Annotated in this window: 10 protein-coding genes; 6 read left to right on the forward strand and 4 right to left on the reverse strand. The window is 44.8% G+C overall.

Going from position 1 to position 15,454, the window contains the following annotated elements; genetic code table 11:
- Window positions 1-122 precede the first annotated feature (122 nt).
- The 3 genes from RIB93_RS26245 (at window position 123) to RIB93_RS26255 (ending at window position 3,246) form a co-directional block, all read left to right on the forward strand.
- Entirely contained in the window at window positions 123-1,379 is a 1,257-nt protein-coding gene (locus RIB93_RS26245) for a cation:proton antiporter (RefSeq protein WP_446377194.1), read from the forward strand.
- 327 nt (window positions 1,380-1,706) lie between these two features.
- A complete protein-coding gene (locus RIB93_RS26250; RefSeq protein WP_446377196.1) occupies window positions 1,707-2,246 on the forward strand; it encodes a DUF421 domain-containing protein in 540 nt (179 codons plus the stop codon).
- 355 nt (window positions 2,247-2,601) lie between these two features.
- On the forward strand, window positions 2,602-3,246 hold the full coding sequence (locus RIB93_RS26255) for a hypothetical protein (RefSeq protein WP_446377198.1): 645 nt from the start codon (window positions 2,602-2,604) through the stop codon (window positions 3,244-3,246).
- A 72-nt stretch (window positions 3,247-3,318) separates the two neighbouring features.
- Here RIB93_RS26255 and RIB93_RS26260 read toward each other — a convergent pair whose 3' ends face one another.
- From RIB93_RS26260 to RIB93_RS26275, 4 genes are all read right to left on the reverse strand, one after another.
- Window positions 3,319-6,549 carry a patatin-like protein gene (locus RIB93_RS26260; protein ID WP_446377200.1) on the reverse strand — a complete coding sequence of 1,077 codons (3,231 nt, stop codon included), beginning with the start codon at window positions 6,547-6,549 and terminating at the stop codon, window positions 3,319-3,321.
- A 122-nt stretch (window positions 6,550-6,671) separates the two neighbouring features.
- Window positions 6,672-8,606 (reverse strand): GTPase family protein, encoded by a 1,935-nt coding sequence (locus RIB93_RS26265; RefSeq protein WP_446377202.1) that lies wholly within the window; start codon window positions 8,604-8,606, stop codon window positions 6,672-6,674.
- Between the two features lie 112 nt (window positions 8,607-8,718).
- Window positions 8,719-9,612, reverse strand: coding sequence for a tetratricopeptide repeat protein (locus RIB93_RS26270; RefSeq protein WP_446377204.1), 894 nt, complete (start codon window positions 9,610-9,612; stop codon window positions 8,719-8,721).
- Between the two features lie 251 nt (window positions 9,613-9,863).
- Window positions 9,864-10,223, reverse strand: coding sequence for a response regulator (locus RIB93_RS26275; protein WP_446377206.1), 360 nt, complete (start codon window positions 10,221-10,223; stop codon window positions 9,864-9,866).
- Between the two features lie 91 nt (window positions 10,224-10,314).
- Here RIB93_RS26275 and RIB93_RS26280 point away from each other — a divergent pair, with 91 nt between their 5' ends.
- From RIB93_RS26280 to RIB93_RS26290, 3 genes are all read left to right on the forward strand, one after another.
- Window positions 10,315-11,097 (forward strand): ABC transporter permease, encoded by a 783-nt coding sequence (locus RIB93_RS26280; protein ID WP_446377208.1) that lies wholly within the window; start codon window positions 10,315-10,317, stop codon window positions 11,095-11,097.
- A 106-nt stretch (window positions 11,098-11,203) separates the two neighbouring features.
- Window positions 11,204-12,046 (forward strand): DUF3598 family protein, encoded by an 843-nt coding sequence (locus RIB93_RS26285; RefSeq protein WP_446377210.1) that lies wholly within the window; start codon window positions 11,204-11,206, stop codon window positions 12,044-12,046.
- Between the two features lie 123 nt (window positions 12,047-12,169).
- Window positions 12,170-15,397, forward strand: coding sequence for a response regulator (locus tag RIB93_RS26290; RefSeq protein WP_446377212.1), 3,228 nt, complete (start codon window positions 12,170-12,172; stop codon window positions 15,395-15,397).
- Window positions 15,398-15,454: the final 57 nt, after the last annotated feature.

Here is a 15,454-nt window from a genome sequence, read left to right on the forward strand (position 1 = left end):
TAAATGCCGAACAGCTTATGCATACCAGGGATTCTAAAAGACTACTTCGAGACGGATTTAAATACCGACTCTTCGTGTTGTCTTAGAAAACCTTTCCGATTGTTAAATAAGGTATTACTTTTGTGGATATCTATATTCTTGCCTTGTTGGTCATTGGCTTACTGCTCCTGTTGGTCTCAATAGGTTCAGGTTGGATTAAGCGATTACCTCTTTCTTACGCTCTCATTTACTTAGTTGTGGGAATTTGTCTTGGTCCTTATGGAGCTAATCTGATTCAACTTCAGATCCGAACGGAATTTTTGGAGCGCATCACAGAATTTGTGGTGATTGTCTCTCTGTTTAGTTGCGGATTAAAAATGAATCGCCCTCTGAGACTAAGAGCTTGGAAATCAACAATTCGGCTCATCGCTTTTCTTATGCCGATTTCAATTTTTGCCATAGCAGCAATTAGCCATTGGTTATTGAATCTGAACTGGGGAGCGGCTGTTTTGTTGGGGGCAATTCTTGCACCAACTGACCCGGTGTTGGCATCCGAAGTCCAATTGGCACATATAGGAGATAGAGATGAGTTGCGATTTGGTCTGACTTCTGAAGGGGGATTGAACGATGCCTTAGCCTTTCCTTTTGTCTATTTTGGAATTCATTGGTTAGAAAACGACAATTGGCAAACTTGGTTGACACAATGGATTTTTGTTGATTTGATTTGGGCGATCGCGGCTGGAATTGGCATAGGTATTTTGGTTGGAAAGGGAGTTATGTGGATTAAGCAGCAGCTCCAAAAGTTTCGACCCATTGATGTATTAATGGAGGATTTTATTGGTCTCAGTATTATTTTAATCACCTATGCGCTAACAGAAGTCATTAACGGTTACGGATTTTTGGCGGTATTTATTGCTGGGTTAATGGTACAGCGGAGTCATTCTAATCCTAATCGGCGACTTTCTCAACTGGAATTCACCGAACAAGTTGAAAAATTGATGGAAGTGGGAACGATTCTGTTGATAGGTTCCCTACTACGAATTGAACCAATTCTAGAATTTGGTGGCGAAGCCCTTCTAATTGCAGGGTTATTAATTTTTGCCATCCGACCTTTAGGCGCTTGGATTAGCACCACCAACTTAGGTTTTGCCAAGTCACCTCGCTCACGGTTTCACCCCACAACCCGCTGGTTATTTGGTTGGTTTGGCGTTCGAGGAGTCGGCTCTCTCTACTATCTTTCCTATTCTCTTGGTAAGAGTTTAGAGGGAGAATTGGGTGCAAGAATTGCTTGGATAACGTCCATAACTGTTGTACTATCTATCATCATACATGGAATTAGTGCGACTCCTTTAATGAAAGGGTATGAGCAAATCGTTCAGGAGAAAAATTCAAATATTTGACTGAATAATAATTTAAACATAGACTCGGTTTAATTTTCTACAGAGAATGCTTCCCATAATTAAGCCGAGAACTAAAGTTCTGGCTTAAAGCTAAAACCCGTTAAAACGGGTTGTAAAATTTACTCAGTAAGCTCGATTCTTACTTAAGCTAAAAAATAATAAATTTATTTTCTGGTATCAAAGTTGGCAATACAGCTCTTTGCGCTGTAATAAAGTACAGTAGATCAAAGTCCCCCTTCAGGTTGCGGTGAATGTTATACTGTTTATTTTCCCATGCTTGAGATCCTAATTTTCAAACTCAATAACGCTAAATAAATTATTACTATTATGGACAAGGTTGTTTTCTTTTATGGAGGGATTGAACCGTTAATCCGCATCGTTGTTGTCGGAACCTTAGCCTATATCAGTTTACTCTTCTTGCTACGGATATCTGGCAAACGCTCCTTAGCTCAGTTGAATGCCTTTGATTTTGTAATTACGATTGCGATTGGTTCTACTCTGGGACGATTAATCACGGCAAAAGGTGTATCCTTAGCTGAAAGCGTCATCGCATTCTTGACGCTACTTTCCTTACAATACGTGGTTTCATGGCTAACGGTTCGCTCATCGTCATTCCAGAACGTAGTCACAGCAAGTCCCTCACTGCTGTACTTTCGAGGTCAATTTTTACACAAAGCCATGCAACAGCAACGGGTTACCCAAGTCCAATTATTAGCGGCAGTGCGTGAAAACAGAATTGCTTCTTTACAAAACTTAGAAGCGATTGTCATGGAGTCAACTGGAACAATTGCTGTTATCAAAAAGGAAACTGTGGGAGAACAAACTGATACTTCTGCACTGAGTAATATTCCAAAAATTAACCATTAGCCGCGAAACCTTAGGGGCGCAAAGACTTGCGCCCGATTCAATGGTCACATCTAATCCACAATTTTAGCTGTGTCAATCCAGTAGGTTGGGTTGACAAAGGAAACCCAACTAATCAAGCGATTAAGCGAGGTTTTATTCAAATCAAGCTAATCGCACAACACATAAGCAAAATTTATCACTTTATATACGGGAGAGCCAAGCCTGTGTTTAAAGAAACAGGGAACAGGGAACGGGAAATTCAAGACCCGCCGATTACCCCATCAAGTCATTTGTGCTAATACAGAGAAAGATACAATTAGGTGTATCACCGCTTAAGCCAAGCCCGAATCGCTAAAGTCAAACTATCATACCTAAAATGCAACCTGACTTACAGGGACTCAAAATCACCAAAGGAGAACTCAAACATTTGAGTGGAGTAAGTGTTGATACTGTCCTGAAACCACCGACTCTGCCTAAATTTATCGCGGAGATTACTAAAACCCTTTTGATTATTATCCTGATTAGTTTAACCGGGTTTGTACTTCTCCAGGTTTTTCCGGAACATCTTAAGTTGTTAATTGCTATCCCTTCCACTTTTGCCATCACCTTATTCTTCAACGACATTCGCAAAATTGCCATTAGCCGCAAATGCAAGAATTTAATCCGACTATTTGAAGATGTAAACCGATTTAATCGAGTGATTCAAGCCATTAATATTAATGACAAAATTGAAGCCGTTGGCAATCCTGGTGTGGCGTTAACAAATCGGGGACAAGTTATTCAAGCACTTCGACTAACCCGTGACGATATTATTCGAGCCTTAAAAACTGAACGAATTCTTAGGGAAAATGACAAGTTTATCAAATGCAATTCTGAATTGTTTGATAATAACCTCATGGCATTGACAGCTTTACAAGTTAGCGACCAAGCGACGGAACATGGGCGTTTACTCAATGAGGCGTTACAGATTGTTGTGGATGTGCAGCAGGAAATGAGAGCATTACAAAATCGGCACTCATAACATGACATGAATTTTAAAATGGAAGTCTCTATTCTTTTTAACAAATGACAAATGACAAATGACAAATGACAACTAAGACTTTTTCCACGCATACCCTAATAACCAAAACAAAACTGTAGCAATGAGGGCGACGGCGGTAGCTATGGGCGAAGTGGAGACAGTAATTACCACACAGATAATGGCAGTGAGTAGGAGTAGTACCTGTAGAACTAATATTAGCGGTCGCTTACCGATAAACTTGGGACTCTGAAACGCGGTGGGACTTTTCAATTGTAACCACCAATAGACAAGTTGTAATGACTTATTCACAAATTGATAACTTAAAAGCCCTTGAAGTTTCTTTGCACGTTGTTTTCCTAGAGTCGTAATCATAATATCTCGCAGGATTAAAGCTGCACGAGTAGCAAGATTTGCCAGCACAATTCCGGGAATATCTTTTAAAATGGATTCTTTGCCAATCCGGTATTGATTGCGAAAGAAGTCTTCTTTTGCTTGGGGAGAGAACCTACCAATCGCATCTTTGGCTAATTTTGCCGCCGCTAGAGTATTCACCGTTTTCTCAAAATAACCTGGAACGGGTTGATAGCTGGGTGGTTGATCACCGAGTTGAGCAAGTAATCGTTCCACATCATCAGGATCAGTGGGTTTAACCCGTTGGCGATTCCAGGTTAGTTGTTCGCTGATTTCATCTTCAATCACTGTTTCTAAGTCGGTCATTAAAATTGAGCGATGACCTTCTAAAACCAGATCGTCTAAAATAATATGCATCGCTGCATCAGACAGATCTGGATCAGCTAATAAGCGAAGATGGGATTTGAGTTTCTGACGAGTGTTGGCTGTGGAATCGGGGAAACAGTCTTGAACCAGTTGTTCTAAGTATTCATCTTCTGTACATCCTTGTGCTTGGGTTTGTCGCGCCAAGAAAATTGGAAAATTTTGCAATGAGTCACGAGTCACTAAGGCTTCAACAAGACGATTGAGTCCATCCAATCGCCCCCACAACATATCATTAGAACGCCAGGATTTCTTAAAAAATCCGCCAAAAGCTTGTAAGGTATCCCCAGCCAATTTATCATCTAATGTTTTTCCCTTCCCTAACCCTAGCTGAGCATCATCTGGACTAAAGCGAATTGTCTCAATTATATCTTTTTCAGAAAGATTGATTAAATATTCAAAGGGATAGAGTACCTGATCTAAGTAACTAAACTGTTGGTAACGATTGAGAATATCCTCATAATCGTTGAGTTTACTGGTTTGAATTAACCGTTCTGATGCCTGATTAATTTGATGGAGAATGGAGCAAAACAGTTGACTACAGTTTTCTGGATCGCTATCCTGGTATTTTTGATCCGACCAAACACGGTTGAGTAGTGATGGATCATCATCAAGTTGGCGAATTTTTTGCTGGAATTGGGCAATAATACTAGAAATCTGTTTTTGCGGTAACCAGTTACTTTGTTTTTCTTGAAGCTGGTTTGACTCTACTCCTAACTGTTCCGCAGCGGTGGGCAATGTCTTAAAAAAGTTGGCGGGAACGAACTCCAGGCGATTTTGGTTTAAGCCGGATGGAGACAGGTCATTTAAACCATCCGCATCAAAGAAAAAGCGGTGCAAACGCAAGAGACGATCATAAACTTGCTTGCGCCACTGCTGTTGAAATTCCGGATCAGAATTTTCTAAACTTTGCTCCAGTAAACTGTAGAAGGATTGACTAACCTGCGGATGACTGAGTAATGTATCTAAAGTAAAGCGGATTACTTCTAGCAGTTTAAGTTGTCGATTTAACCGACTGACAAGTAATCGCTGCTTATTATATTCATCGATTTCGGTTGTTTTCTCAAGCTGGTGAAATAGCTTATCAATAATGTAGAAATGCTTCCTCAACGCATAGTCTATATCCAGATTACGAATATGCTGACTAGCTTGTTGAAGAATTATATCTTTATCTTGACTATTGGTCGGGCTGATGATACCTGCAATTAACCGTTGTCCTGTTTTATCTAAAATGACTTTTTTATCTGTCCCTGAAGCCGTGGTTTGCTGTCGATCCATGTGTAAAATTAGGGGGAGGATGCGATCGCGCAAACCAATCAGGCGGCTGCGGAGGTAAATCTCTTCATTAACGGTAATTTTGTGGGAAATACCAGGCGTTGATGGATCGGGTGCTTCCACACTAGCGAGTATGCTGTTATAGCGGCTGATTTTATCGTTTTGGGCTTGGATCAACTCTAAATCGTTGCTAATGCTTTCATACGTCGGGAGTCCAACTAACGCATCCTGAAGCACGTCCCAGGTGCTAGGCTTCGCCATGGCATTAAATTTGGGATTTCCCAAGAAGCGATCAGGATTGGGATCAATATAAATCAGCTTGCGATCAACGGGACGATTAGCGGTACGAAAATAGATATCTTTAATCGTGTAACTAAAGGGTCGATTATCTAACACCCCACCATCAATAAAATGGAGTTGATAACCCTCTGGCGGTCGTTGTTCGGGTAAATCACGATTGTCCATTTGCCCCCATCGAATCAGTCGCTGATCAATGTCATTGGCATCGCTATTTAAGCCAACATTAACCGATGGAAAAGCCACCGGAAAACATGAGGTAATTCGGCAGAGTTTTGCTAAGGATTGATAGGTTTGTTCTGGCGTTCGATTTAAATCCGCTGGGTCACTATTCGGATTAAAGGGTTCGTGCCGTCCCTGACGATGCTTGAGGTGAAAAATCTGGCGGTGATTTTTAACTTCAATGACTTGACCTGTATCATCAAATACTTTATGAATTCGTCCCAGGATGTCAGTTCCGGTGACAAATAAATCGAGTTCATTCAACTCTGAAACCCACTCCCCATCTGGCGCATCCGTGCGATTATAAATGCCTTTTTCAAACGCTTCGGCTAGGGCAGTTTGATAATAGCCGGCACCATCCAAAACAGACTCTTGTTGGGTTTCCTGGGTGGAGGGGTGATGCATTAGTTCGCGGATATTCCCACTGTCACGCCAAATTTGGGCAAATTCTTTAAAGTCAACAATTGTGTCTTTGGTGCTATTGGCAAGGGCGTAACTCAGTAACACGCCATTAATACCGCCGGCTGAGGTTCCGGAGAGGATATCTACAACAATATCCGAATCCGTTAGGGCTTTAATCAGTTTATAGATACCTCGACCCCGTACCGCATTATAGAATTCGCGGCAGATACCATTCATATAAATGGCGAGAGAAACACCACCATACACGACGAGTCCTAAGCGATGTTCGCGACGAAATTCAGGTTTTCGGAGGGGGTGACTAGAGGTAGGCATCGTGCGATCGCGTCTTGAGGTGAGTGGTACAAAAGTGTTTGACCAGGATACTTCCTATTCATACCATAAAAGTTAACGGCTGAGAACTCGCTTGCCTTGAGCAGCAAGCTACGTCTTATGTCCTATGTTTGTGTAAGGGTTTGAGAGCTATTTAGATACAACTTAAACTTTTGGCGTAATTGTTCAACACTCATATTCTGTGTCCAATACTCTACCAAAGCGTGACCAAATGCCCACGCATTGCGATCAGGTGAAGATGAATTGTCCAGCAATAATGACCACAGCGATCGCAAGTCGAATGGCATCTGAGTATCCCCTGCACTCAGCAAGGAGAATAAGTCATACGCCATCTGTAATTTGCCAATGACTACGGGTAACTGTTCGACGGGAATTTGTTCAGCCAGGGCAAAGGCTAGCGTGGGAGCTCCGGTTGTTACTGTGGATACAAACTGTAGCACCGGACTTTTCAGAAATGCTGTCAACCCCTGAGTCGTTGCCATCTGAAACGTATAGTGGTCAATAATTTTAGCCACTTCCGCTGTACGGGCTTCCCGGTTTCGCAAAAAGCGGGCAAGACGCAGTTGTTTGGCAGGTGCGATCGCGTCAACTAATGCTAACGATAGTGCTTCGATATTCCAAGGGGTGCGCCCGGTTTTCCCATCCGCCGTTACCACAGGTAACACCCGATCGCACCATTTCCCTAAACTTTCGGCACGATATTCTGTCGCTTCCCGAATCGCTTTTTCTTTGGTACGTTCACCCCATTGCCAATCATAAGGAGGTTGCCATTCCCGGATCGGGCGCAGGCGATCGACTTGGGTGACGATTGTAATGGCGGGTAAGTCTTCAATATCGGCTTGGATTTCCTTGAGAAACTCCGCATCAACATGTAGCGCCGGATCGAGGGCGGGGGTTACCAGTAGCAGTAAATCGGCGTTCGTGGCATAATCGAGTACCAAGTCCCGCAAATCGGATCGGTTGACTTGTTCATATCCCGGCGTATCCCACAGCTTCAGGGTTTCTCCAGTGGGAGTTTGCCAGTGGTAATTTTGGATGCGATCGGTACTGGGTAAGACATCAACTTCGGCTCGTTCTGCCTGAAATAATGTATTAATTAGGCTACTTTTACCCGATCCAGTACGCCCCACCAGCAAAATACTTACAGGCTTTTGTTCAACCACTTCTACCGGTTCAGCTTGTTCTAGGATATCGCGCAGGGTTTGGGTTTTTACCTGGGGGAGTTGCGGTTTGGGTGGGGAGACGGTAGCTGAACCCGGTGGGGTACTTCCACTATAAAGCGCGATCGCTTGTCGAGATAAATTCTTTAACGCCGCTTCGCGCAGCATCTGTGCCAAATTCATCAACAGTTGCTGGGTAGCTTGGTTACTCGAACGCTTACTCGCTTGTTTGGCTAGCGCCGCCACCGGATTGACTACCCACTGCGCCCAACTCCAGGCTTGCCAGAGTTTGCGGGCGGAGGGTTCGAGTTTCTGGTACACTTCGTAGGCTTGCAATCCCTGTCCCACTGTCACCTGACTCAACGCTGGCGATAACTTCTGCATCCACTGATCTAAGTCATCCACCGTCCCCCGAATCAGCCCATAAGCTTGGGGAATGTAGATATTGAGTAAGGGATATTTCGCCTCCGGCTGATAGATATGGGCGATGGCGATCACAAGTTCCTGACATCGTTGCCAAAAGGTTTGCCCGTCTTCCCAGATGGGCGGATCATCCTGTGCTTTTTTCAGCACCGTTTGCAGGGCGGCTTCGGCGTTTTGAGTCGCCTCATCTGTGGCGGGTAAAGCAGTTGTTTCCTCGGTGGTAGCCTCGAGTTGATCGCTAACCTCTGCTACCGCTGCTTCTACCTGATCGACTGTTGTCCGCGTCCATTTTACTAGCAGCCAACGCCATCCGGCGAAGATCAGGATAAAGATACCCCAGATCCAATTAATTCCCCACTCGTGGATTTGCCAACCCGCAGATAAGAGTAAGAAGATAATCATGGACGCGATCGGCATTGCCAATACGATCCACTGCCACCATTTTAATCGCACCATTGTCTGATACCTGCCCCAGAAAAGCCTCCGTTATAGCTATCGTAGTTGAAATGGCAACCAATGTAGGGGTTTGGTTACCAAACCCTACTGTTACTGTTACCAAACCCTACTGTTAAGGATTTTCATTCCCTTCCGGAAGCGGTTCGGGAAAATCAGGTGTCTCGTTATTATCAGGGGATGCGGTTGGTGCAGGTGTAGGCTGTTCGCTTAATGTGGCAAGTTGCTTGACTTGATCTTTGTACTCCTGCGGTGCGAGAGAAACTGCTGTGGTAAATAGAGGCTTGGCTTCTTCAGTTTTCCCTTGTTGGCGGAGAATTAGGGCTTTAGCCAATACTGGGCGAAAATCTTGGGGATTTTCTTCGATCAGTTCATCATAAATGGTGAGGGCTTCGGTAAAACGCTGTTGACTCAGGTAGACTTCTCCTAACAACAATTTGACAGAACTCACATCCACTCTACCGGGTTGAGTCTGGTTCTGTTGTCCAGCGTTTGTGATCGTCTCTTGCAATAAACCAATCGCTGCTTCCGGACGGTTTTGCTGAATATACAAAGCCGCTAATCCTTTTAAGGCATTGATATCTCCGGGCTGTGAGGCTAAAATTTGACGGTAAGCTTGGGCTGCACCTTCGCGATCGCCAGTTTGTTCTCTCGCCTGAGCTAGCAACACCCCATATTCGGGTTGGTCGGGATTCAGTTCAGCTAAGGTTTCTAACGGTGCGATCGCGCCTTCAATATCCCTTAACTGTAGTTTTGTCTCTAATAGTCCCCGCAACGCGGTTTGATTTTGCGGTTCTCGCTGTAAAACCAGTTCGTACCCTTTAGCTTGTTCTTCAAGTTGATCTTGCTGTTCTGTGGATAGGCTGGGTTGGGCATTCGGTGTGCTAACAGCAGACGGCTGATTACTCTCTACAACACTCCTTAACAGCGGAATCGTCGATATACCCACAAATGCCAGCACGGCTAGCACTAACACGACTATCACCCAAACCCTGCGTTTTTGAGACACAAAAAATTCCTTGAACTCTACTGAACATTATGAACGCCAAGGCGTCGTTTGCGCCAATGGTTGCATTTTGATCGGAAAGCTAGCTTCTTCGAGAATTTGAGAATTTACACTCAGTTGCGGTTGATCGGCGTAGATAGATAGGACAAGGAAGAAAAGGACTAGAAAATAGTAGGTCTGAACGCCACAATCGATCCAGTCATGAATTATCTCAGTTCGGCGTTCTGCATTGGCTGCTGTTTTGGCTACGTTATTTAACTATTTTGATGCTCCAGCAATGTCAAGAATTTGTCCACATTAAAGGGTTTGAGAATATGATCAATGCCTAACCCCCTAATTTTCATCAGATTAATTTGATCGGCACTGGCTGTAAGAAAGACAAATTTAGTGTCAGCCGTGCTAGGATCTTGACGCAATGCCTCTAAAACGCCATAACCATCCAGTTTAGGCATCATCACATCACACAAAATTACATCCGGATGAAACTCTTTGGCTATTTCTACCCCAGCCTGACCATTGTCTGCTCCGATGGCTTCAAATCCTTCCATTTCCAGCAGTTCTAAGAGATTATCTCGAATTAAGCTTTCGTCTTCAATCACTAAAATTTTCTTCATTGGATATCCTCACGGTTTAATTTACATTTTGTCACAATTTTGCTCTACCTAACCGCCATCATCATCGGTGATTTCTGCTATCTTAATCAAGATGAAACGATATCTGAACGTACTCCAGTTGTTCTGGAGGACTGCTCTCGCCGCTGAACTCGAGTATCGCCTCAACTTTCTGATTGCTGCCTTAAGCAGTCTCGGAAACTTAGTGGGCAGTTTATTTGGGTTATTTTTGTTTTACCGCACTGGCTACACCTTTAAGGGCTGGAGTTGGGAAGAAGCCTTGGTGATTCTAGGTATTTTTACCCTTCTCCAAGGATTTGCGGCGACGCTGCTGAGTCCTAATCTCAATCGCATTGTCCAGCATGTCCAGCAGGGTACGCTTGACTTTATCTTACTTAAGCCGATTAGTTCCCAGTTTTGGCTGTCATCTCGCACCCTGTCGCCTTGGGGATTGCCCGATTTAATTTTTGCGGGAATCCTCCTAGCTTATGCAGGTGAACGCCTTAACATCAGTGGGGTTGATTACCTTTTGGGCGCTGTTCCCCTGGTGTTTGGTCTGATCAGTCTTTACAGCCTCTGGTTTATACTGGGAGCTACGAGTATTTGGTTTGTCAAAATTTATAATGTGACTGAAGTGCTGCGCGGGTTGTTGGAAGCAGGGCGTTTTCCGATGGTGGCTTATCCCACCGTTTATCGATTTTTCTTTACCTTTGTTGTCCCTGTGGCGTTCTTAACCACGATACCCGCCGAGGTAATATTAGGTCGCGGTGAGTTCGTCTGGGTGGTGGGTGCGGCGATTCTGGCATTAGGATTACTGTTAGTGTCCGGTGTCTTTTGGCGGTTTGCGCTACGGTTTTATACCAGTGCATCGAGTTAATACCTGTAGAGATGTGATGCCAAAAGCGTCTGTAGGGGCGGGTTTCACAACTATCGTTTTTTCTCACCCAGATGTTACTAAACCCGCCCCAACCCAATGAAAAACAATGCGATCGCAATGGGACTGTTTACTACAAAATTTAGGCGAATGGCAAGGTTCGTTTACCCGCTTCTCGCCGCCAGGAGAACCGTTGACGGATACACCAACGGTTGTCAGCTTGGAGGGACTCAATCAAAATAAAACGGTGCGCCAGGTGATTCGCCGTTATCCCCCTGATCGCGCTGTCGAGGAAACGGTCTTAGAATACAGTACCTTAGCCAGAAGTGTGCTATTTTTTGAGGCGGGCGCATTCTCTCAAGGCTCAATGCAGTGGGGTCCTTTTTCCGAATTTGGGGCTGAATTAGGCTTAATTGCCGGAAATCGCCGCCTACGGTTAGTGCAACTCTACAATAAAGATGCTCAACTGTCTCAGTTAACCTTAATTCGGGAAAAACGCGCCGGAACCGATACCCCAGAACGTCCTCCCCTAAGAGTTGATCAATTACTGGGAGAATGGCAAGGTGAAGCCATTACCCTCTATCCCGACTTGCGATCGCCAGATACCTATTCCACTAAACTCACGATTGAACGCCAAGACAGTAACCGCCTGATCCAACAGCTAACCTTTGGCGTCGGCGCATCCGTTCAGACCCTAACCTCCAGTGCTAGAATCGACGGAGAGATGCTCTATTTCCCGGATGGTGGATTACCCGTTCAGGTCGTACTTCTCCCCGATGGCGCGTCTTCTAACTGTCCATTAACGATTAAATCCGGTCACAGTTTTGTCCTAGAAGTCGGTTGGTTAGTCGAACCTAACCTACGCCAGCGACTGATTCGCCGCTATAGCGATCGCGGATCTTGGGTAAGTTTGACGTTAGTTAGAGAGCAACAAGTGAAACGTTTCGCGTAAGTCATTATCAATTATTATCAACTATTAAATTATTAATGGTTCATCGCTCGTCGTTCTACCATGAACAATGAGCAATGAACGTCAAATACCCAGCGTAACAACACCCCAGAGGGAGGGTTCATAATGTGGACAGTCTTGGCGAACTATATTCCCCATGGACATTGTTATCTTTGGCAGCCAGGACTGGTATGGCTTCATCTATTGTCCGATTCGTTAACTGGACTAGCTTACTATTCGATTCCAGTAACCTTAGTTTACTTCGTCCGCAAGCGACAGGATCTGCCCTTTGACTGGATATTTTGGTTATTTAGTGCCTTTATCTTAGCCTGTGGTACGACCCATATTATGGGTGTGTGGACGCTATGGCATCCCGATTACTGGCTTAGTGGAATGATCAAAGCAATCACCGCGATCGTTTCCCTGGCTACAGCCGTACTGCTGGTGCAATTAATCCCCAAAGCTCTAGCATTACCCAGTCCGGCTCAACTCGAACAAGAAATCAGAGAACGCAAAACAGCAGAAACTGAATTACAGCATACTCTACAACGCCTCACCTTTCACGTAGAAAATTCTCCCTTGGCGGTGATTGAATGGGATAGTCACTATCGAGTCCAACGCTGGTCCCAACAGGCTGAACAAATCTTTGGCTGGAAAGCAGAGGAAGCCTTAGGTCGGCAGATTGATGAGTTGCAACTAGTATTTACTGAAGATAGAGACGCCGTTGATGTGGTGATGACGAATTTACTTGATGGTAGTACGCCTCGCTCTATTTGTTGTAACCGTAACTACACCAAAGAGGGTGCAGTCATTGATTGTGAATGGTACAATTCAGCACTGCGCGATGACGCCGATAATTTAGTCTCAATTTTATCCTTGGCACTCGATATTACCAGTCGCAAGCAAGCAGAAACGGCACTTCAACAAGTCAATCTGGAATTGGAACATCGCGTTGAAGAACGAACCACCCAGTTACAGCAACTCAATCAACATTTAGAACAAGAACGCCAACAACTCCGACAAATTATTACCGTTGCACCCGTAGCGATGGCAATGTTTGATCGGCAAATGCGCTATCTGGCTTATTCTCAACAGTGGCTCACTATTTATGGCTTATACGAACAATCCCTGATCAATCGGTGTCACTATGATATATTCCCCGATCTACCCGAATCGTGGCGAGACGATCATCAACGGGCGCTACAGGGAGAGATTATTACCAAGAGTGAAGATGTCTGGCAACGGGCTGATGGTACGACAATTTATGAACATTGGGCGATTCATCCCTGGTATACCTCAACTGGGGACGTTGGCGGAATTGTGCTTGCCTGTTTTCCGATTAATGAGTTAGTAGAAGCCCGAGAAGCAGCTTTAGCAACGGCGCGGCTCAAGTCTAAATTTCTGGCAAATATGAGTCACGAAATCCGCACCCCGATTAATGGAGTTTTAGGGATGATGCGGTTACTCTTGCAAACGAATCTGAACCCTCAGCAACTTAATTACACGCGCACGATCGAAAGCTGTGCTAAACATCTGCTCACTGTAATTAATGATATTCTTGATGTTTCTAAACTCGAAGCCGGGAAAATGGCTTTGGAGCAGATCGACTTTAGCTTAGAACGTTGCTTGGATTCTGTGATTGATGTCTTAGCAGTACAGGCAGAGGCAAAGGGATTAGAATTAGCTATCCTGATTGAATCGAATGTTCCTCGACAGTTACAGAGTGATCCAGGACGTTTACGTCAGATTCTATTGAATTTGGTCGGTAATGGGATTAAGTTTACCGATGCAGGGGAAGTAGTGGTGCGGGTAGCGGTCAGTGGGCATCAACCCACAGATACTTTATCTCAATCTTCAGTTACCTTGCGATTTTCCGTCACCGATACCGGAATTGGTATTAGCGCGGCTGATCAATCCAAATTGTTTCAAGCATTTTCCCAAGTCGAGGCTTCAACAACACGGCGCTATGGGGGAACGGGTTTGGGATTGGTGATTTGTCAGCAATTGGTTGAGTTGCTGGGGGGTAAAATTGGGGTTGAGAGTAAGGTGGGTCAAGGATCAACATTTTGGTTTACTGTACCCGTTAAGACGCAACTCTTACCACCCGCCCAAGCCGTTCCCTGGGCACTACGCCAGCTCAAAATTTTGGTAACAGCAGAAAATGCCACAACTCGCCAAACTGTGCGATCGCATCTGGAAGCTTGGGGGATGCAGATTGATGAAGCCACGGATAGTACCAGTACCATGGACGCTTTACGGAATGCGGTGAGCCGATGTCATCCTTATGATGTGGCGATTCTGGATTTGCAACTCCCTGGAAGTCAGGGTGAGTCAATTGTGCCGATGATTCGCTGTAATCCCAGTTTGGCGTCCACTAAATTGATTGTGATCACAACAATGCATCAGCTTGATACGGTGCAAGAGTTGGAATCGATGGAGATTTTGGGGTATCTGACTAAACCGATGAAAGCGTCACAGCTATGGGAGAGTTTATTGGCTGCGGTGACACCTGAGGTAGATCTGGAGACTTGGCAAACCACTATCCATCAACCCACTCATCTGAATGATTCATCCCACTTGAAGATTTTACTGGTTGACGATCATCCCATCAATCAAACGGTGATCGTCAACCAGTTGCAAATGCTAGGGTATCAGCCTGAGTGCGCCAGTAACGGATCAGAGGCGTTGGCGAAATTACAAGCCCAGTCCTACGATATCGTGTTTATGGATTGTCAGATGCCTATCTTGGATGGTTATGATGCGACTCGTGAATTACGACGCCAAGAAGGGTCAAATCGGCATACGATTGTCATTGCTTTAACCGCTAGTGCCTTAGAGAGCGATCGCGAAAAATGTTTGGCGGTGGGGATGGATGACTTTCTCAGTAAACCCTTTGATCAAGATACCTTACAGGCAATGATCAAACGTTGTGCAAAGTCGGGGGCAGCAGAGGGAGCTGGGGGAGCAGAAATTAATTCGAGTCCTTTGGCGTCTACAGGCTTCTACCTTGATCACACGTTGTTCGATACAAAACGTCTAGAGGTGATCTCTAGAGGTCAAATCATCCTGCAAAAGCAACTCATACAAGCCTTTATTAAACATGCTCAACCGGGACTTGAACAAATGTATCACGCTATCGAAAGGGAAGATTTCCAGATGCTTGAGCAACAAGCCCATCGGCTCAAGGGTACGAGTGCAAATATTGGTGTGCGACTCATTCCCCAAATCGCCGCCCAATTAGAGCAACAGGCGCGGGAAAAAACCTTAGTCAAAGCAAATGAGCGGCTGGATTCCTTAAAACGACAATTCGAGAAAGTGCAAGCGTTTCTGCTGGAAACAGTGAATTTGAGGTAATCATTTTTACAGCCGTCGTTATCAACCCCGTACCTGTAGAGACGTAGCATGCTACGT

Origin of the sequence: Coleofasciculus sp. D1-CHI-01 (assembly GCF_040218875.1) — a bacterium.
Lineage (GTDB): Bacteria > Cyanobacteriota > Cyanobacteriia > Cyanobacteriales > Coleofasciculaceae > Coleofasciculus.